At 46.8% G+C, this 18,898-nt stretch carries 16 protein-coding genes; 7 read left to right on the top strand and 9 right to left on the bottom strand.

What is annotated here, in order from left to right:
• Window positions 1–114: 114 nt before the first annotated feature.
• Window positions 115–1,431: a xylose isomerase gene (xylA, locus tag U1I11_RS19315; RefSeq protein ID WP_322907759.1), complete on the bottom strand. Its 1,317-nt coding sequence runs from the start codon at window positions 1,429–1,431 to the stop codon at window positions 115–117.
• A gap of 197 nt (window positions 1,432–1,628) precedes the next feature.
• Here xylA and U1I11_RS19310 point away from each other — a divergent pair, with 197 nt between their 5' ends.
• Complete coding sequence (locus U1I11_RS19310; RefSeq protein ID WP_322907758.1) at window positions 1,629–2,798, top strand: ROK family transcriptional regulator; 1,170 nt, start codon at window positions 1,629–1,631, stop codon at window positions 2,796–2,798.
• Window positions 2,799–3,389: 591 nt separating this feature from the next.
• Window positions 3,390–3,614: a hypothetical protein gene (locus U1I11_RS19305; protein WP_322907757.1), complete on the top strand. Its 225-nt coding sequence runs from the start codon at window positions 3,390–3,392 to the stop codon at window positions 3,612–3,614.
• Between the two features lie 231 nt (window positions 3,615–3,845).
• Here U1I11_RS19305 and U1I11_RS19300 read toward each other — a convergent pair whose 3' ends face one another.
• Window positions 3,846–4,220: a hypothetical protein gene (locus U1I11_RS19300; RefSeq protein ID WP_322907756.1), complete on the bottom strand. Its 375-nt coding sequence runs from the start codon at window positions 4,218–4,220 to the stop codon at window positions 3,846–3,848.
• Between the two features lie 528 nt (window positions 4,221–4,748).
• On the opposite strand from U1I11_RS19300, the gene U1I11_RS19295 reads away from it, so the two are divergent.
• Window positions 4,749–4,946, top strand: a complete 198-nt coding sequence (locus U1I11_RS19295) for a hypothetical protein (RefSeq protein ID WP_322907755.1) — start codon at window positions 4,749–4,751, stop codon at window positions 4,944–4,946.
• A 683-nt stretch (window positions 4,947–5,629) separates the two neighbouring features.
• Here the strand turns inward: U1I11_RS19295 and trxB are convergent.
• From trxB to kduI, 7 genes are all read right to left on the bottom strand, one after another.
• Window positions 5,630–6,571 (bottom strand): thioredoxin-disulfide reductase, encoded by a 942-nt coding sequence (trxB, locus tag U1I11_RS19290; protein WP_322907754.1) that lies wholly within the window; start codon window positions 6,569–6,571, stop codon window positions 5,630–5,632.
• A 297-nt stretch (window positions 6,572–6,868) separates the two neighbouring features.
• Entirely contained in the window at window positions 6,869–8,818 is a 1,950-nt protein-coding gene (locus tag U1I11_RS19285) for a heavy metal translocating P-type ATPase (protein WP_416235638.1), read from the bottom strand.
• A gap of 644 nt (window positions 8,819–9,462) precedes the next feature.
• Window positions 9,463–10,281, bottom strand: a complete 819-nt coding sequence (locus tag U1I11_RS19280; RefSeq protein WP_322907752.1) for an SDR family NAD(P)-dependent oxidoreductase — start codon at window positions 10,279–10,281, stop codon at window positions 9,463–9,465.
• Window positions 10,282–10,383: 102 nt separating this feature from the next.
• Entirely contained in the window at window positions 10,384–11,244 is an 861-nt protein-coding gene (locus U1I11_RS19275) for a sugar phosphate isomerase/epimerase family protein (RefSeq protein ID WP_322907751.1), read from the bottom strand.
• 304 nt (window positions 11,245–11,548) lie between these two features.
• The gene (kduD, locus tag U1I11_RS19270) at window positions 11,549–12,301 is read right to left on the bottom strand and encodes a 2-dehydro-3-deoxy-D-gluconate 5-dehydrogenase KduD (RefSeq protein WP_322907750.1); all 753 of its coding nucleotides are present in this window, start codon (window positions 12,299–12,301) and stop codon (window positions 11,549–11,551) included.
• A 98-nt stretch (window positions 12,302–12,399) separates the two neighbouring features.
• On the bottom strand, window positions 12,400–13,161 hold the full coding sequence (locus tag U1I11_RS19265; protein ID WP_322907749.1) for a DeoR/GlpR family DNA-binding transcription regulator: 762 nt from the start codon (window positions 13,159–13,161) through the stop codon (window positions 12,400–12,402).
• An 81-nt stretch (window positions 13,162–13,242) separates the two neighbouring features.
• Window positions 13,243–14,073 carry a 5-dehydro-4-deoxy-D-glucuronate isomerase gene (gene kduI / locus U1I11_RS19260; RefSeq protein ID WP_322907813.1) on the bottom strand — a complete coding sequence of 277 codons (831 nt, stop codon included), beginning with the start codon at window positions 14,071–14,073 and terminating at the stop codon, window positions 13,243–13,245.
• A 327-nt stretch (window positions 14,074–14,400) separates the two neighbouring features.
• On the opposite strand from kduI, the gene U1I11_RS19255 reads away from it, so the two are divergent.
• The 4 genes from U1I11_RS19255 (at window position 14,401) to U1I11_RS19240 (ending at window position 18,812) form a co-directional block, all read left to right on the top strand.
• On the top strand, window positions 14,401–15,078 hold the full coding sequence (locus U1I11_RS19255) for a response regulator transcription factor (RefSeq protein ID WP_322907748.1): 678 nt from the start codon (window positions 14,401–14,403) through the stop codon (window positions 15,076–15,078).
• A complete protein-coding gene (locus U1I11_RS19250) occupies window positions 15,075–16,871 on the top strand; it encodes a sensor histidine kinase (RefSeq protein WP_322907747.1) in 1,797 nt (598 codons plus the stop codon). The genes U1I11_RS19255 and U1I11_RS19250 overlap by 4 nt, the downstream gene beginning before the upstream one ends.
• A 566-nt stretch (window positions 16,872–17,437) precedes the next feature.
• Window positions 17,438–18,448: a glycosyltransferase family 2 protein gene (locus U1I11_RS19245; protein ID WP_322907746.1), complete on the top strand. Its 1,011-nt coding sequence runs from the start codon at window positions 17,438–17,440 to the stop codon at window positions 18,446–18,448.
• The gene (locus tag U1I11_RS19240; protein WP_322907745.1) at window positions 18,435–18,812 is read left to right on the top strand and encodes a GtrA family protein; all 378 of its coding nucleotides are present in this window, start codon (window positions 18,435–18,437) and stop codon (window positions 18,810–18,812) included. Before U1I11_RS19245 ends, U1I11_RS19240 begins: the two co-directional genes overlap by 14 nt.
• The last annotated feature ends 86 nt before the right edge of the window (window positions 18,813–18,898 follow it).

The following is an 18,898-nucleotide window of genomic DNA, read 5'->3' as shown; positions in this document are numbered from 1 at the left end:
CATAAGCAGCAAAATCGCTCCCTTCTCCCTTGCGGGAATCGAAAGAAGCGATTGTTGTCTGTTGGTCGGCAAACGATATTAGCATTGTTTTGCCGTTATATCATGGATTAAAGATTACTCGGTCACCAAATACTGGTTCAACGTCGCTTTCAGCAGTTCTTCACGACCGGATTCGTTCGCACGTGGCTGTTCATTGTTCAGCGCGTATTCGGCAAGCGATGACAATGTTGCTTTGCCATTAACGACGTCTGCACCGATCCCTTCGCGGAAGCTGCTGTACCGTTTGTCGATAAAGTTTTCAAATACGCGATCTTCCAGCAGGCGTGCCGCTGTAGTCAATCCTTTGGCAAATGTGTCCATGCCGGCGATATGCGCGATCACTAGATCGTCGGCGGCGAAGGAAGGACGGCGTACTTTGGCGTCAAAGTTAATACCGCCACGACCGATGCCGCCATTTTGTAGCACTTCATACATCGTTGTCGTTGCCGCATACAGATCAACCGGGAATTCATCCGTATCCCAGCCGATCAACAGATCGCCTTGGTTCGCATCAAGTGAACCGAGCATACCGTTCGTACGCGCTACACGCAATTCGTGCTGGAATGTATGTCCGGCAAGTGTAGCATGGTTCGCTTCCAAGTTTAATTTAAAGTGATCGGTCAGATCATATTTTTGCAGGAAGGCGATTGCAGTTGCTGCGTCGAAATCGTACTGGTGCTTCGTCGGCTCTTTTGGCTTAGGCTCGATCAGAAATTGCGCATCAAAACCGATTTCTTTGGCATAATCAACAGCCATATGGAACATGCGTGCGATATTGTCCTGTTCCAGCGCATAATCGGTGTTCAGCAATGTCTCGTATCCTTCACGACCGCCCCAGAACACATAGTTTTCGGCGCCGAGACGTTTGCCGACTTCAAGACCTTTTTTGATCTGTGCTGCCGCATGAGCGTATACATCCGCATTACAAGTTGATGCCGCACCGTGCATAAAACGCGGATTGCTAAACATGTTGGCGGTGTTCCAGAGCAGCTTTTTGCCGGTCTGTTTCATATGCTGTTCGATCAGCTCGACAATTGTATCGATATTGTTATAAAATTCGCGGAGGCTATTGCCTTCCGGTGCAATGTCCACATCATGGAAACAGAAGTATGGAATATTCAGCTTGTCGAGCAGCTCAAACAGCGCTTCAACGCGAGCTTTCGCCAAGTCCATACCGGAATAAGAAGACCACGGACGGGAAGCGGTTTCAACGCCAAACGGATCAGCCCCACCAGCGACAAGCGTATGCCAGTATGCCATACCGAAGCGCAAATGTTCTTCCATCGTCTTGCCAGCAACGACCTGGGTCGGGTTATAAAATTTAAATGCATATGGATTTTTGGATTGGACACCTTCATATTGCACACGTTCGATATTTGCAAAATAAGCCATTACATAAATCCTCCTCTGATTCGTTTTCGGTCATGAACTTCCGCGTCCGAATCGGTGTTGACCATGTCGTACGCTATCCGTTCCGCCAGATTACCACTTGAAAGAAATCGTTTACATCGCTATCCTAACATAGATAAAGAACTTTGTCTATTCATTAAACAAAGTTGTGATTGTCCATTCCGGAGAGGAGAAACAGCATGAAAATTACAGGTGATCAAGCACTCGTCAAAAAAATAAACAAATCGCTCGTGCTCGATAATATTCGCCTTTACGCCCCATTATCCAGAACACGTGTCTCCCAATTAACCGGGCTCAACAAAGCAACTGTATCCAATCTGGTACAGGAGCTAATCGACGATCGACTCGTACTGGAATTAGGCGAAGGGCAATCAAGCGGTGGACGCAAGCCGCTGATGTTAGAGTTTAATCATAGTGCCGGTTATGCGGCAGGGGTAGAACTAAGTGTGAACGAACTGACGATCGTACTGACCAATTTGGAAGGCAAAATCATTACCCGCCATACCGAGCCATTGCCGGATCACCGCCTCGAAACTACGCTGGAACTAATGCAGCGCATGATGGCAGTGCTCGTCGCAGAACTGCCTCCATCGGTGCACGGTTTAATCGGGATGGGCGTCGGCGTGCCTGGCATGGTCGATGAGCAAGGCAATGTATTGTTTGCGCCTAACTTAGGTTGGGAAGGAGTGCCGCTGCGTGAGGAGCTAGAGCAATTGTTCGGGCTGCCAGTCACGATCGATAATGAAGCCAATGCCGGGGCGATCGGTGAGCTACAATTCGGTGCCGGACGCCATGCCCGCCATCTCGTCTATATTAGTGTCGGCATGGGCATCGGCTCCGGCATCATTATCGATGGACAGCCGTATACAGGCGCACGCGGCTATGCTGGCGAAACCGGACATATGTCGGTGGAAGCGCACGGTCTTCCCTGCTCCTGCGGTAGCCGTGGCTGCTGGGAATTGTACGCTTCCGAGCTAGCCTACGAGCATACATTAGCCGATCCGCATCCAAATACGAATACCGCCTACTGGGTACAACAAGCGATGTGGGATGAGCAGGAAGCGATCCGACTGTTCCAGCGTATCGGTGAATATCTCGGCATCGGTATTACAAATCTCGTCAATAGCTTTAACCCGGAACTGGTCATTATCGGCGGTCATATGCGCCAAGCGGAGCCGTGGATCGCTCCGCATGTCGAAGCTGTCGTCTCCCAGCGTACGCTGCCGTATCATCGCCAGAAACTAGTCATCCAGTATTCCGAACTGGGCGAGCAATCGACCGTGATCGGTGCAGCTTATGCGGCAATCTCACAGTTTTTGGGGCGGGTACGGGTGTCGAATATCAATTAGTACATTGACCCTATTAAATGTAAATGCGAAGTTTGATGTCGTATAACAGCAAGCTACCTCGGCAAAATATCCGCGCAAACCGGGTACGCGGCACCATTTAATATCGTACAACATCAAGTAATATTGTATAGCATCAAGACGTACATGGTGGGATGTAACTATATTTTCATCACATAGAGTACATCAGCTGGAATATATTAGACATTGCATTTAAACGGGTCAATGAACTAGGTGTCTTCAAACTACTTTACAGATCGTTCGATACGGGTAATTTACGTCAGACTAAGCTGTACAGGGTCTTATTTCTAACTTTTATGAACGATAAATAATACGTAGGACAGTTTGAAGACACCACCTAGAGTACGTAAACTTGGATGATCCGAGCCGCACTTCACTTCAACATGCAAGCTAGCCTACATGTTCAAATGAAAGACAGCCAAAAATAACAGGAACCGTCCGATAGCGTTCCCGTTGTTTTGAGCTGTCTATAATTGTAATCTGCCACAAATTGTAGTATGCTAACAACGTCAGAGTGAACCATTCACTCTGCATCCGGTAACATCAAAAAACCATTTGAAGGAGTTGTCTACAATGGATAAAATGTGTATGCAAATGATGATGGGGATGTGCATGGAAGACATGATGGGTAAAATGAACAATATGAAAATGATGATGGAAATGTGCGGCAAGTCCGGCATGAACATGAAAGAAATGGATATGGACATGGATATGATGATGAGCCGTTTGCAAGAGTGCGATGAAATGATGACGTCCATGATGACGATGATGCGTGACATGAAACAAGCCAGCATGTAATTCACAGTGACATGTGAATGATGCCGGCTTGTTCGGGTTGATTACAGCTGTAAACATAGTCAATACGATCCACGCTTTGATACGGGATGCATGAACATCCCGTATGTGATCTGCTTTCATCTAGGCATGCTTAACGTTATAGCATAAATGTATAACCGAATGAGAGAGCCGACCTTTTCGCTAAGGTCGGTTCTTTTTATAATATAAAGTATAAAGGAATGATCCCTCTGATTATCGACATGATTCACAATCGCTGCTCAGCGACAGGTTTTCCGCCTGAATTTGACGCGATACGGAAATACGCTCCAACTTTAAGTGCCACCATTGCTCCAACAGACGCTGCTTGGAGCAGTCATCGGTCGTTTCACGGATGGAATCGTACAACGACATCAACTGTTGATTAATACGATCAAACTGTCTCCACAGGTGCTCGGTTACCGCCCATTCACGCTGCCACTCCTGCGAATGGTTCAAACGCTTCAGATTGACCAAAATCTCCTGCTGCCATTCCTCATCACCGATCTGGATCGCATAGTTGAGCAAATCCAAATAATCATCATTACGCTCTGCTACGATATTATGGATAGGGTTCTCGATTTCATTCACCTTCAATCTCTTTGTATACCGATTATTATACTCGGAATAATTCATTTTTCAACCGTATTTCGATCAAAATAACCGTTACCGTTATAGTTTTATTTGATAACAACGACACGATAATAGACAAATAAGTACGAATCAAACCGATTAAGGATCGTTTTTTGCTTGCTTGCTTATTTAAAATTTGACGTAAAATCGCCTTATTTATAGCGCACGATAGTAGCGATTATCGTCTATAATTTCGATATTGGTCATTGCAGGAACGTGTACAGGCTGCTTGATCGCTTCACTAATTGAAACGAATGCCAGCTCTGACTGGCTGAACGCTTTGAATGATGGTGTGTATGCGATAACACTATCAAATTTACAGAACTAGCATAAATATGGATAAATAGAGACAACTTTACCCGGTGTAAACGCCGTCGTCATTGCCCGTATATCGTTGTACGCAAGCTTGACAGCGTAACGTGCTGCGCCGTTATGATGATGACCTGAAATATGATAAACCTACTGTGAAATGGAGAGAAAGCAACTATGCATTTTTGGGAAACTGCTGATATTTCGTTGCCCTTTTATGTACTGATGTTTTTGTTTGCCTTGATTATTGTGCCGTTATTTAGCTTGGGCGTATTTAATTTTTCGCAAGCGAAACGCAAAAAAGGAGTATCTTTGCTGGCGGTTGGAGTCGGATTTTTGCTGATTTTCCAGGTGATATCTAGCGCTTTATTTTAATAACGAATTCACTACGGCTTGTTTTCAAACGGCTTCATAGGCAGTTCGATGCGCTTTTTTCATTAGATTACGCTTGTATACACAGCTCAACTCACTTAAAACGCGACCTACTTGAACAATAAAATGACAATGCTGAAGGTTTGAAGACACCACCTAGTAGCTTGACCAAGTTAAATGTTAATTTGGATTGTGTACTGAAATCCCGATCCATGCGACCTTAAAACAGATTCAATACTCAAATTAATCTCGGTCAAAGTGCTAGTAGGTTGTCTCAAATGAAAATTACGTTTAAACATCCCTAAATCGATTCAGCACCAAGCGATTGTTGGATCGACAAACTGTAAATGTATTCGAGACAAGCTACTAGTAGCTCGTCTCAGATACATTCATAGTATGTCTTTGTTATCAGCGCTTGATGATGAACGTATTTAGGGATGGTCGAATATGTTTTAACCTATTCGTTTGTTAGATCGACATACTGTAAACGTATTTAACACAGCCTGCTAAGCAGTCGATAATTGTGCAATCGGCACATACTACTCTAACAACATAAACTAGCACAAAACTACCCTTGCGAGCCGATCGCAAGGGTAGTTTGATGTTGTCGGTATACGATTTTATGATGATTGTATGATGCCGATTGATAATTGTATGATGCCGGATAGGATGAACGGTTCGTCCAATTACAGCGATACCGCTGCATGCTCGGTAGCTTCGATAAATTTCTCAGCATCCATCGCTGCCATACAGCCGCTGCCTGCTGCGGTAATCGCTTGGCGATAACGTGTATCTTGTACGTCGCCACAGGCGAATACGCCTGGGATATTCGTTTCCGCTGTGCCCGGATGGGTAACGATATAACCGTTCTCGTCAGTTGTAATCTGTCCGCCGAGGAAGCCGGTGTTAGGATGGTGACCGATCGCAACGAATACGCCATGAGCTTCAATGACTTCCTCTGCGCCAGTTTCATTGTTGAGCACTTTCAGACCGGTTACACCGAGTGGGCTAGCGACAACTTCAAGTGGTGTGCGGTTCAGTGCCCATTCGATTTTGTCGTTTGCACGAGCGCGATCTTGCATAATTTTGGATGCACGCAATTCCCCACGACGGTGTACAAGTGTTACTTTGGAAGCAAAACGAGTCAGAAAACTTGCTTCTTCCAGCGCCGAGTCGCCACCACCGACAACGATAATTTCTTTATTGCGGAAAAAGAAGCCGTCACATGTTGCGCAAGTGCTAACGCCGCGCCCGATATTGTCCTGCTCGTTCGGAATACCGAGGTATTTGGCGGTTGCACCGGTCGAGATGATTAACGTTTCGGTGATGATCTCGCCTTTGCCTTCCACTTGCAATTTAAATGGACGCTGCGACATATCTACACTGTCCACCCAACCGGTATAAAAAGTAGCGCCAAAACGCTCGGCTTGTTTACGCATATTGTCCATCAATTCCGGACCCATAATGCCATCAGGAAAACCGGGGAAATTTTCCACTTCGGTTGTCGTCGTTAATTGACCACCAGGCTGAGGGCCTTCGATAATAAGTGGGCTCATATTGGCGCGTGCCAGATAGATTGCCGCCGTAAGCCCTGCCGGGCCGGTTCCGATAATGACTGATTTATACATTGTTCATTCCTCCATTGTAGATCATTATTTTTAAATCATTATATGCTTTTATCATGATGTACACATAAAAACTATTTTAAATTATATTGTATGCAATTAATTTGTTTTGAAACTATTAATAGTATGCTTCTAATCGTGCAGATAGTCAAATGAAATTTTGATGAAACTGCGTGCGATCAGGGGGACACCGTGCCTATAAGAGCCTGCTGCAAATAAACAATCCAGGCTCTTATGAGGCTGCCCCAATTCAATGTAAGTTAGACTGCGTTCAATTTGTAAAAGCAGCCTGTTAACTTATCAATGAGTACGCAACAGACGCAATCCGTTCAAAATGACTAAAATCGTACTGCCTTCATGCCCCACTACACCGAGTGGCAATGCAAGATTGTCGGCAAAGTTACCGATAATGAGCAATATGATCATGCTAAGTGCAAAGATCATATTTTGCCGGACGACACGGCGGGCGCGCCTTGCTAGTTGGATCGTAGACGCGATCTGCTCAATCCCGTCACTCATCAACACCACATCCGCCACTTCCAGCGCTGCGCCACTGCCTCTCATGCCCATACCAAGTCCGACGGTCGCGGCGGCAAGTGCGGGCGCATCATTCACTCCATCCCCTACCATCACGACATGACCGTAGCGCTGCCGCAGCTCCTGAATACGTGCTACTTTATCTTCCGGCAACAGCCCAGCATACGTATGATCTACGCCTGCTGCATATGCGATTGCCTCGGCTACAGCCGGTCGATCACCAGTCAGCAGCGCTACTTTTATCCCAAGCTGCTGCAATTGATGTACCGCTTCTGCTGCCTGTGGTCGCAGCTCATCACGGATCGCGATCAATGCGACAATTTGTTCCTCTTTCAACATAAGCGATACAGTTTTGCCCTCTGCTTCCAGTTCAGCGCGGCGACGTACCCATTGCTCGTCCGCACCCGGTTGATCCAGCATGTCAGCGCGTCCTATTTGCCATTGTTGCCCATCCATTTTACCTGCGATGCCCCAGCCGGTTATCGCCTTAACATCATTCAGTTCCAACGGCTCGATTCCACGCTCGATGCTATATTGCACAATCGCGCGTGCGAGTGGATGCATGGACAGCGATTCCAAGCCTGCCGCAATCGCGATCAGTTGCTGTTCTGATGCTGTACACTCGGATACTGGCAACCAATCGGTCACGACAGGTTCACCGCGTGTTAAAGTACCTGTTTTGTCGAATGCTACTACAGCGGTCATTGCTATATTTTCCACATGTACACCGCTTTTGAACAAAACGCCGTGGCGAGCGCGATTAGAAATGGTGGATAGCATGACCGGCATAATCGACGACACAAGCGCACACGGTGAAGCGACGACCAGAAATACCATCGCTTTGTAAAAGCTATCGCCCCAGCTCCAACCTAGCAACAGCGGCAACAACGTAATTAGCAGTATCGTCACCACTACGACAATCCGTGCATACAACGATTCAAACCGTTTCATAAAGCGCTGTGAAGCAGGCACTTCGGTTTGCGCGGATTGTACCATTTTAATAATTTTGGCAAATACGGTACTTTCTGCCGAATCGGTGACTTCCACATACAATACGCCTTCACCATTGATCGTACCGGCAAATACTTCGTCACCGGACGTTTTGGCGATTGGCATCGACTCGCCAGTAATGGATGCTTGGTCAACAGCGGAGCGTCCACGCACGATCATGCCGTCCACTGGAATTAGTTCGCCCGGTTTCACCATCACCAGATCGCCTATCAATAGCTGCTCAATCGCTACATATTCCACTTTGCCATCTCGCATCCGCAGCGCCGTTTCCGGCTTAAGCGATAGCAATGCCGAGATATCTTTGCCGGAACGTTCATTCGTATAACTTTCCAACGCTCCGCTTAAGGCAAAAATAAAAATAAGCATTGCCCCTTCATTCCAGTAACCGATCGCCGCCGCTCCCATCGCAGCGGCAATCATTAACAGATTCACATCCAGATCGCGCTCCTGAATAAGCGTCTCTACACCTTCACGCGCTTTTTGCCAGCCTCCAACCACATAAGCGAGAATATAGAGCATGATCGATAATATGCTCATGCCTTGTGTAGACGATAACAGCCAGGCGAGCAGCATGAGCGCGCCACTGCCTAGCGCTGCTTGCATTTCGCGGTTTTGGATCATCGCTTTTATTTTTTGACCGCCTTTGCCGCCCGGTAAAAATGGATGACGTCCTTGACGAGCAGTCGGTAGAGTTGGCATCATTTTATTTGTTTTCATCGAAATCACAGTCCTTTCGTTATACGCTAATTGAGAATGAATTACATTGTTAATGCCCTTAAAACAGCTCATGCTGCTTTGGGAGCCCCAAAGCAGCATGATTAGTAATGAGAATGATATTCATTTTTGACTGACTACAACTATTTTTACTTAGACCAACTTTTGTTTTGATTATAATTTGTAAGCTCGAAAAAGTAAAGCCCGTCTGTGCAAATAGATGGTGCTATTTGCACAGAGGGGCTTATAGGCGCTGAGCTGCACATTTTTTGAAAAATGATTACAGCTGCCCGAGATTATGGACGATTTCTTTATTGTCGATTGGAACGGTTGCTTAACAACAAGCCCACTATCCGCTTACTATCTGGATCATGATCGATAGTATGTTTAACGTCGCTTTATGCTGTTGATGATAGCGACAAAACAACAAATTTACAACTATCTTCGCAATACAACGTCACGGCATCGATTGCTTATCCTATAACTTACCGTACATATAAGATCGCATAGCACACATGTTTCATACCTATTCATCCGCCGATATTGCGGTTCAAAACTACCCATGCCCTACCGCCATACGAACCTAAGCAATATCCACCCGTTTCCTATTGACCGCTGCCTTTCGCTTCCGCTCAAGGCTTATACACTCTGCCCCAGCCATATCCCGCTTCCGCTGACACATCCTCCGGCATACCTGGCAAAATAAGTCCGCCATCGACGCGCAAATTAATGCCGGTAATGTACGAAGCTTCATCCGAAGCAAGCCAAGCGACCGCTTCACCGATATCGCGCGGTGTGCCCATCCGACCGAGTGGAATTTTGTGACCGAGCGGCTCGGTCAGTGCATTTCGATGCAATCGATTAACGGTTGCGCCGGGCGCCACACAATTTACACGGATGCCATGTGGTGCCAGTTCCAGCGCGAGCGAACCGGTTGAGCGGATTAACGCTGCCTTCATCCCGCCATAAATGCTGTCATCCGGGTAAGAACGTTCACCGCGTGAGGACGTAATATGAACAATATTGCCGGGCATACCGCGTTCAATCATCGCTTGTGCTGCATACTTGGTCGCCAATATAGGCGCACGATAATTCAGTTGCACCATCCAGTTAATATCATCTTCTTCTAGGTCAAGCAGCGGCTTGCGTGTCGCTGCGCCGGCATTGTTAACGAGCAGATCGATCCGGTCAAAATGCTCCACCGTCTCGCGCACTGTCCGTTCTACATCCGCCTGCTGTGTCAGATCGCTTTGGATCAACAATGGTTCAATGCCATAGTTATGTGCCAGCTCTGCCGCAACTTGCTCCACTTCTTCATTTTCCGAATGATAGCTGATCGCCAGCCGATAGCCTTTTTGTGCGAGCACATTCGCGATGCCTCTGCCAATTCCAATTCCGGCACCGGTAACGAGCGCCACTTTGCGATGTTGTTCCTGCGATACATTGGTCATAATCACAATGCCCCTTTCAAGCTTCTGTAACAATGGTATGGGCATCATTACCCGCCGCAGCGGATCATTCATCCTTTGTATGCAAGGTTTTAGCAAATTTTGTTAAACATGGGCAAGACGCTGCTCTGTTGCTTGCCATAGTTGTCGCATATACTGTGCTGCTTGCGGCAATTGCTCACAGGTTACCCCTTCAAGTGAAATATCGATATGCGGTTTGTACTGTTGTAACAATTCGAAAAAGTATGGATAATCAAGCATCCCTGTACCGGCTACACATTCCTGTTTGGTGCCATCAGCCGCGATCGTAATGTCTTTGGCATGAATCAAAATGATCCGCTCCGCCAACAGCTCAAACACATGTCGTAAAAAGCGCTGCTGATCCGCCACATAGTCCGGCTTCATCATATTGCACGGATCAAACAACATGCCGAGCACCGATGACGGTACTTCTTCCATTAGCTGTGCCATCGCTTCGGCAGTTTGCACCGTATGGACGGCAACCGGTTCGATCGCCATATGCACGCCCCATTTGTCCGCTTCCTCCGCTAATTCGGACACGGTATCACGCAGTGTGTTCCAGCCGATTTGCGCATACTGCTCCGGATGCTGTTGCCGATACGTGTCAAAAGAACCCGTCTCGGTCGCCACCATACTGCAACCAAAATCACGCGCATACCGCAAATGCTCTTTAAAACGATCTATTTCCTGCCTCCGCACATCACGATCCGGATGGACAGGATCGATATAACAACCGAGCACAGCGATCCGTACGCCATGACGTTGGAATTGCTCGGCAACATAATTGCCCATACCTGGGCTTAGTTTGCCGTTACGGGTATCGATGTCGGAGATCGCTTTGGCAAGTGCAAGCTGCACGCCAGTAAAACCACCAGCAGCTACAGCCGCAGCCAGTTCAGCTACAGGTTGTTTGCCATAAATATGTGAAAGGACGGATTGTCTCATACATGCACCTCATTTTCCGTTAAATGTTAATGTGGTTTGATGACCGCTTTAAAGCCAATATTGAGAGTATTCAAGGTAGTACTACCTTGATCGAGATTAATATGAATGTGGAAGCTGGATCAAGCTTTTATTTATAAGGAGGTAAGGACATAAGCAAAATTAAAATTTAACTTGGTCTGCTCAGTACATATCTGTATAAATAAAGTGCAATGCACGATGTACATTGCACTTTATTTAGGTTGGATACGGTATATAGACGTGGCACAATTACTTCACACCATAACTGTAATTAAAGATGCACACATTAACGCGCCATCCAGCCGCCGTCGACACATAGTATATGACCGTTTAAATAATTCGAGGCATTCGAGGCGAGGAATACGACCGGGCCTTTCATATCTTGAGCTGTGCCCCAGCGTGCGGCTGGAATGCGCTCTGTAATCGAATCGAAGCGTGCTGGATCAGCAACGATCGGTGCCGTATTGTCGGTTAGCATATAACCCGGTGCAATCGCATTCACTTGCAAACCTTTGGCTGCCCATTCGTTAGCAAGCGCTTTCGTAATGCCAGCTACGCCATGTTTACTTGCCGTATAACCAGGTACATTAATACCGCCTTGATACGAAAGCATCGAGGCTACACTAATAATTTTGCCGCTGCCGCGTTCGATCATATGACGACCGACAAGCTGGGACAAATAAAACACCGTTTCCAAATTCAGATCAAGCACATCGGCAAAATCTTTCCATGCATGCTCGGCTGCCGGTTTACGGCGAATGATGCCTGCATTGTTGACGAGAATATCGAGCTGTCCTTTGAACGCCAGCGCCTCATTCACCAGCGCTTCCAACCCGTCATGCTTGCTCAAATCAGCCTGAATCGATACCGCTTCCCGCCCTAGCGCCTCAATTTTGCTCACCGTATCGGCACTGCTGGAATAGGATACACAGACAACATCGGCACCTGCTTCTGCCAATCCCAGCGCCATACCTTGTCCCAGCCCACCGCTGGCACCAGTCACAAGCGCCACTTTTCCGCTCAGATCAAATGCGTTCATCCTTTGTTCAACTCCTTGCGTCATATTGGGTATACGATGATAAACAGGCAGCAGCGTGTGGCAATAAATAGGCTGTGCCGTCTATTCGATTGTTGCGCTTACGCGCCTGCCCGATCAAGCGGAATGCCGATATGCTGGAAATGCTCCACCTGTTCGGCAGACAGACCGCTATCGGTAATGATCATATCGAGTTCCGAGCAAGCGGCAAATGTCCATAGCGCAAACTGTCCAAATTTCTGATGATCGACGACGCCGTATACTTTTTGCGCGGTAGCGACGAGTGCCTTTTTGAACGGCACCAGATCACCGGTATAAATGGACAGCCCGAACTCGGCATGCAGCGCGGTTGACGATACAAATGCTTTGTGAATATTCAAGCCACGTACATATTCGATCGCCTGGCTGCTAACGAGCATATTGCGATTGCGCTCTCCGCCTGGCACGACGAGCCGAATCTGTTCTTTTCTTGCCAGCTCGCTCAAAATAAACAGATCATTCGTCACGACGGTTAACGGCATCGCCGGCAGGCGGCGCGCAATTTCGAGTGTCGTGCTGCCGCCATCAAGCGCGATAATATCGCCAGACTGAATATACTGTAGCGCACGCTCAGCGATTTCGCTCTTTTCCGACATATGCTTCGTATTGATGCCTTGACCGGATAAAATGCCATATTGATCATTTTGCGCCAGTACTGCGCCGCCATGCACACGTACGAGCAGCCCCATTTCTTCCAGCTTGGCAAGGTCCTCACGGATCGTTTTACCAGTCACATGCAATGTATCGCTCAATTCGCCAACCGTAATTTCCTGGCTGGCAATTAATAATTCCATAATGCGTTCATGCCGCTTTAGTGCACTCATCCAATGAACCCCCGTCCTTTTCAGCGATCGCTCCGATTGCTCTATGATGTCGGTGATAGCGCTGAAATGGTGTTTTTGGGTTTATTTTAAATCTTTCATCGCAACCGCGTCCATATCATCGAACGTCTGGTTTTCACCTGCCATTGCCCAACAGAACGTATAGTTGCTTGTGCCAACACCGCTATGGATCGACCAGCTTGGCGAAATCGCCACCTGTCCGTTACGTACGACCAGATGCTTCGTTTCCTGCGGCTCACCCATAAAGTGGAAAACGACGCTATCTTCCGGCATATTAAAATACAAATATACTTCGGAGCGACGATTGTGCGTATGACATGGCATCGTGTTCCACATATTACCCGGTTCCAGTTCGGTAATGCCCATTACGAGCTGACAGCTTTGAATGCCGCCCTGATGGATATATTTATAAATAGTGCGCTCGTTAGACGTTTTAATATCGCCCAGATGACTTGGTGTTGCATCTTCGCGTGTTGCTTTTGTCGTCGGATACGCTTTATGCGCTGGGGTCGATACGAAATAGAATTTCGCCGGTTCGCCGCTATGGCTAGCAAAGCTGACTTCCTTCGTGCCGAGCGATACGTACAAACATTCAAATGCACCGATCTCGTATTGCTCACCGTCCGCTGTTACCATACCTGTCGCGCCGATATTAATGATACCGATCTCACGACGTTCCAGAAAAAAATCCGTTCCGATATCTTTCAAATTCACTTCCAGCTTAATCTCTTTGGAAGCGGGTACAGCTGAACCGACAATATAACGATCCACATGACTGTAAACGGTTACGAGTTCATCGGTTGCAAACAGATTGTCGATTAGAAACTCCTCGCGCAGACGTGCAGTATCAAATGTTTTCACATCGTTTGGGTGGGACACATAACGGTTTTCCATCATATTCATCCTTTCGTTTCGGTTTTATTTAAGTTCATATACGTTTATATTAGTTCATTTTGTTCGTTTTGGAAAGGTGTAAAATGAACGAATTAAACGTCGATTGCTGCTCATTTCCATAACAACGCTGGCAAGGCAACTTTTAGAGCGTTAGTTATGATTTCCAGCTAAGCTTCTATTCATATTTTATACATATTAGTATGGTAGGATAGGGATGACTATTTATAATAGAGAGAAACGGAATATGTCGATGTAAACTGTATCTCTAATCATAACGAAAACATGATAAATACATGACGAATAACCGATACAAAGGAGCGTAATGTGATGGTAAGAATACTCGTTGCCGATGATGATGCATCTATTTTGGAATTAATCCATGTTTATTTGACGCGTGAAGGTTATAGTATACATCGTGCCCATGACGGACAGGAAGCGTTTGATATGCTTAGCGACGGCAAATGGGATTTGATTATACTTGATGTGATGATGCCGCATATGGACGGCTGGCAATTGTGCACCGATATTCGCCGCTATTATGGCGATGTGCCGATTTTGCTCGTTACTGCCAAAGGCGAAGCCGAAGATAAAATTAAAGGCTTCCGGCTCGGCACAGACGATTATTTGGTCAAGCCATTTGTGCCGGAGGAACTGGTCATGCGGGTCAAAGCATTGCTGCGCCGCTATCGAATTTTTGCGGGTCAATCGCTGACGATCGGCAATGTGCGCCTTGATGCTGCCACCAAAGAAGCTGAGGTGAACGGAACGTTACAACCGCTACCAGCGAAAGAATTTGAACTGTTTTATACACTTGCTGGCTTCCCTGGACAGATTTTTACGCGCGATCAATTGATCGAGAAAATATGGGGGCATGATTATGACGGTGACGAGCGTACAGTAGATGTGCATATTAAGCGGCTGCGTGATCGTTTTTCCGAAGCCAATGGCTTTTTGATTCAGACGATCCGTGGCATTGGCTATCGGATTGAGGTGAAAACGGATTGAAAAATATATACAGCCAGCTCGTTGTGACGTTTATTATCGTCGTAGCAGCGAGCTTTCTAATCACTTTGCTCATGTCCGATTGGATATTCCAGCGACAACAGGTGAATTTTGTACAAGATCGGATTTTAAGTGATGCGGAAGCAATGGCGGAAATTCAAGCATCGATTCCCGCAAATCTGATGCAAAAATATTTAAACAGTCAGGGCGGTCAAACACAGCTCGTCGTCATCGGTGCAGACGGCAGCGAATATCGCTCTCAAGGCAACGGTCCCGGCGGGCCACTAGGTATCTCGCCTCCACCGCTTCCGCTCGGCGGCAATGATTCGTCATCATCGAATGACAGTTCTAACAACAGCAATTCCAGTGCAAACGAGACCGATGAGAATACATCGTCTGCAAGCGACAGCAGCCAAAAAGCAGCAAACAGCACAACTGACACCGATACAAATGCAAGCGATGCGGAAGCAGCAAATACGAATGGAACGAAAACGAGCAGCGAATCAACCTCATCGTCATCCACTGCTGCGTCTTCTGCAAGCGGACAAGCGGAAAGTGCAGACAGCAGCAGTGCTACCGGTAAAAAAAAGCCGCCGCCCCCTCCACCTCCGCCGCCACCGAAAAAAGAGGCTGACTGGGTCATTCCCGAATCGGTACAGCAACTTGTATTAAGCGGTCAAACGTATCATCCGCAAACAGGAACGAATCCGAGCGATCCGGATTTGCCTTCGCTTAATCTGTCACTGAATACGAGTGATGAGGATCAGGAGCCACGCTATGTAGGCGTTCCGTTTGAACGTGATGGCATTCATTATGCGCTGTTCGCCAGACCGTCTGCTGGACATTTTGTAAACCAATTCAATCAATGGATGTTCCTCGTATTGTTGGTCATGCTTATGATCGGGGTAATATTGTTCCTGTTTGCAGCACGTTTGATCGCGCGCCCGATCGCCAAGCTGTCAGATGCAACACGCCGCGTTGCTAAAGGTGATTACGATGTGCGTGTCCATCTGAAACGCAAAGACGAAATCGGACAACTGAGCGATAATTTCAATCTAATGACGACACGTCTGTCCAAAATCGAAGCGATGCGGCAGGAATTTGTGTCCAATGTGTCACATGAAATTCAGACGCCACTCACGTCGATTCGTGGGTTTGCCGTTGCGCTCAAAGATACCGCTAGCAGCGAACAGCTTAAACATTTAAAAATTATCGAACAGGAAAGCGAACGCTTGTCCAAGCTGAGCAGCAATTTGTTAAAGCTCGCTTCACTTGATGTCGTCAAGCTGAACAAACACCAATACCGGCTAGATGAACAAATTCGGATGGCGGTTGTATCCTGTGGCCCGATGTGGATGAACAAAGAAATCGAGCTGTCTGCCGAGCTGGACAAGCTGGACATCAACGGGGATGAAGACCTGCTTACCCAAGTGTGGATGAATCTGCTGTCCAATGCGATCAAGTTTACCCCGGAAAAAGGTACGATTCATATTACGTTAACCGAGCAAGAGCAATGGATCAAAGCAAGTGTGCAAGATAGCGGCTGCGGAATCGATGCGGAGCATGTAGAGCATATTTTCGAGCGCTTTTACAAAGCGGACAGCTCACGCAATTCAGCAACAGGTGGTAGCGGGCTCGGTTTATCGATCGTACAGAAAATTTTGCTTCTGCACGATGGACGGATCGAAGCGCATAGCGCACAAGGACAAGGCACAACGATGACGGTCTATTTACCACGCACAGCCGCAGCTGTCAGTACAGTCGCTGACACACCCCCAAAGGCAGTTTCACATTAACAGCAAGACGATCTGAGGACATGTCTTCAAACGGCTTTGCAGATCGTTCGCTGCGATTCGTTTAGGGCAGGCTGCGCGATACAGATAGCTCATTTCATCGGAAACTTAAACCGTTCGACCGATACGATGACACATGTGACGGTTCGCAAGTATCGACTAACCAATGATAGGCCATTGTATATTTATTCATATTATTAAATTAGCATTCATTACCATTAAAATATAATATGTAACTTCCATGTTATTTATTATGTTAGTTACACACTATAGATGCTTATTTCCGCCGCGAATAGCCTTTCTTTTAACAAGGTTATTCGCCTTTTTATATCGTTTTAAAGCAATCTTCAGTTTCGTTTAAGGTAGTATTCATTTGGTGTTCATATTACGTTGTTATATTTTGTACAGCAAATTGTGCCTGACTGAAGATGACTGTATGTTTATTGTATGTTGCATGTAGTAAAGGTATATCCGAATGCATAGATAGTGAATGTTTATGTATACGTCATTCCTGTCCATGCGTTCGCTTTAGATATTTAGATATTTATATATTTGGAGGAGGGTCACCGATGAAATATTCCATTATTATCCCGGTGTATAACGAAGAAGAAGTTGTACTGGAGTGCTATCGTCGTCTGACAGAAGTGATGCAACAAACAGGTGAAACGTATGAGCTAATTTTTGTTAATGATGGGAGTCGGGATCGTACAGCAGCGATCGTTAGCCAACTGTGCAGCAGTGATCAAACGGTAAAAATGATCGATTTCTCCCGCAACTTTGGACATCAGATCGCGATTACCGCAGGGATGGACAATGCTTCTGGCGAAGCGATTGTCGTCATCGATGCGGATTTGCAAGACCCGCCGGAACTGATTTTGCAAATGATTGCGAAATGGAACGAAGGCTATGATGTCGTATATGCGACACGTGCTGAACGCAAAGGGGAAACCGGCTTCAAAAAATGGTCGGCTGCCTTTTTCTATCGCACACTAAACAAGCTGAGTGATATTGATATTCCGCTCGACACCGGTGACTTCCGTCTGATCGATCGCAAAGTGTGTGACGCGATGAAAAGTTTAAAAGAAAGCAATCGCTTTGTACGCGGATTGGTCAGCTGGGTCGGCTTCCGTCAAACGTCCATCTCGTATGTACGTGAAGAACGCTTTGCTGGCGAAACGAAATATCCGCTCAAAAAGATGCTGCGCTTCGCCTCTGATGCATTGATCGCATTCTCGCTCAAGCCGCTGCGTCTGGCGAGTGTGCTCGGCAGTTTTGTGTCTTTGTTCAGCTTTGTGTTTCTCATCTGGGTCGTTGGGCAAAAGCTGCTCAACTACAATACAACACCCGGTTGGGCATCCATCCTTGCTTGCGTTCTGTTTCTCAACGGCATTATGTTAATTATTCTCGGAGTGCTTGGCGAATACGTCGGTCGTATTTACGATGAAGTCAAAGGTCGTCCACTGTACCTTATTCAGGAAAAACGAAATTTTGTCGGCATGCAGCAACAACCGCTAACGGAGCAGTCGCAGCATAGTGAGCAACGTCAAATCGTACAAGAGCAACGCTATGTTGGTTTCTAAGCTGTTTGGTATCCAGGCTGTTCGCTTTGCTGCTGTCGGTGTGTCCAATACGGCGATTGATTTTATCGTCTTTATGCTGCTGCAACATCTAACCGGTGTGGCAGCAGCGCAAATTATCGGTTATAGCGCTGGCACCGCCAATAGTTACTACTGGAATCGCAAATGGACATTTGCGCGCGGTACAGGCTGGAATGGCGGTGAGCTGCTGCGTTTTATCATTGTGAATGTGTCGGTGGCGCTCATTACGAGCGTTGTCATCAGTTTTATCCCGTCTACGATTCCGGTCTGGATTGCCAAACTATGTGTAACGGTGTTGGGGCTAGGTATTAATTTCGGCTTTAGCAAGCTATGGGTGTTCCGCTGAATACGTAGTGTGCGCTGTTATGTGCATATCATTTATACACGGTTTATGTTTTGCTGATATACTGTCTTCAAGTATCATTTTAACTA

This window comes from Paenibacillus campi, assembly GCF_034659835.1.
Taxonomy (GTDB): domain Bacteria; phylum Bacillota; class Bacilli; order Paenibacillales; family Paenibacillaceae; genus Saccharibacillus; species Saccharibacillus campi.
This window is presented reverse-complemented; position numbering and strand designations above follow the sequence as displayed.

Coding starts and splice junctions, on each gene's coding strand:
- U1I11_RS19295 (WP_322907755.1), top strand. CDS start 4,749: ATGCATTTTTGGGAAACTGCTGATATTTCGTTGCCCTTTTATGTACTG.
- U1I11_RS19310 (WP_322907758.1), top strand. CDS start 1,629: ATGAAAATTACAGGTGATCAAGCACTCGTCAAAAAAATAAACAAATCG.
- kduD (WP_322907750.1), bottom strand. CDS start 12,301: ATGAACGCATTTGATCTGAGCGGAAAAGTGGCGCTTGTGACTGGTGCC.
- U1I11_RS19280 (WP_322907752.1), bottom strand. CDS start 10,281: ATGACCAATGTATCGCAGGAACAACATCGCAAAGTGGCGCTCGTTACC.
- U1I11_RS19255 (WP_322907748.1), top strand. CDS start 14,401: ATGGTAAGAATACTCGTTGCCGATGATGATGCATCTATTTTGGAATTA.
- U1I11_RS19285 (WP_416235638.1), bottom strand. CDS start 8,818: ATGATGCCAACTCTACCGACTGCTCGTCAAGGACGTCATCCATTTTTA.
- U1I11_RS19305 (WP_322907757.1), top strand. CDS start 3,390: ATGGATAAAATGTGTATGCAAATGATGATGGGGATGTGCATGGAAGAC.
- trxB (WP_322907754.1), bottom strand. CDS start 6,571: ATGTATAAATCAGTCATTATCGGAACCGGCCCGGCAGGGCTTACGGCG.
- U1I11_RS19240 (WP_322907745.1), top strand. CDS start 18,435: ATGTTGGTTTCTAAGCTGTTTGGTATCCAGGCTGTTCGCTTTGCTGCT.
- kduI (WP_322907813.1), bottom strand. CDS start 14,073: ATGGAAAACCGTTATGTGTCCCACCCAAACGATGTGAAAACATTTGAT.
- U1I11_RS19265 (WP_322907749.1), bottom strand. CDS start 13,161: ATGAGTGCACTAAAGCGGCATGAACGCATTATGGAATTATTAATTGCC.
- U1I11_RS19245 (WP_322907746.1), top strand. CDS start 17,438: ATGAAATATTCCATTATTATCCCGGTGTATAACGAAGAAGAAGTTGTA.
- U1I11_RS19275 (WP_322907751.1), bottom strand. CDS start 11,244: ATGAGACAATCCGTCCTTTCACATATTTATGGCAAACAACCTGTAGCT.
- xylA (WP_322907759.1), bottom strand. CDS start 1,431: ATGGCTTATTTTGCAAATATCGAACGTGTGCAATATGAAGGTGTCCAA.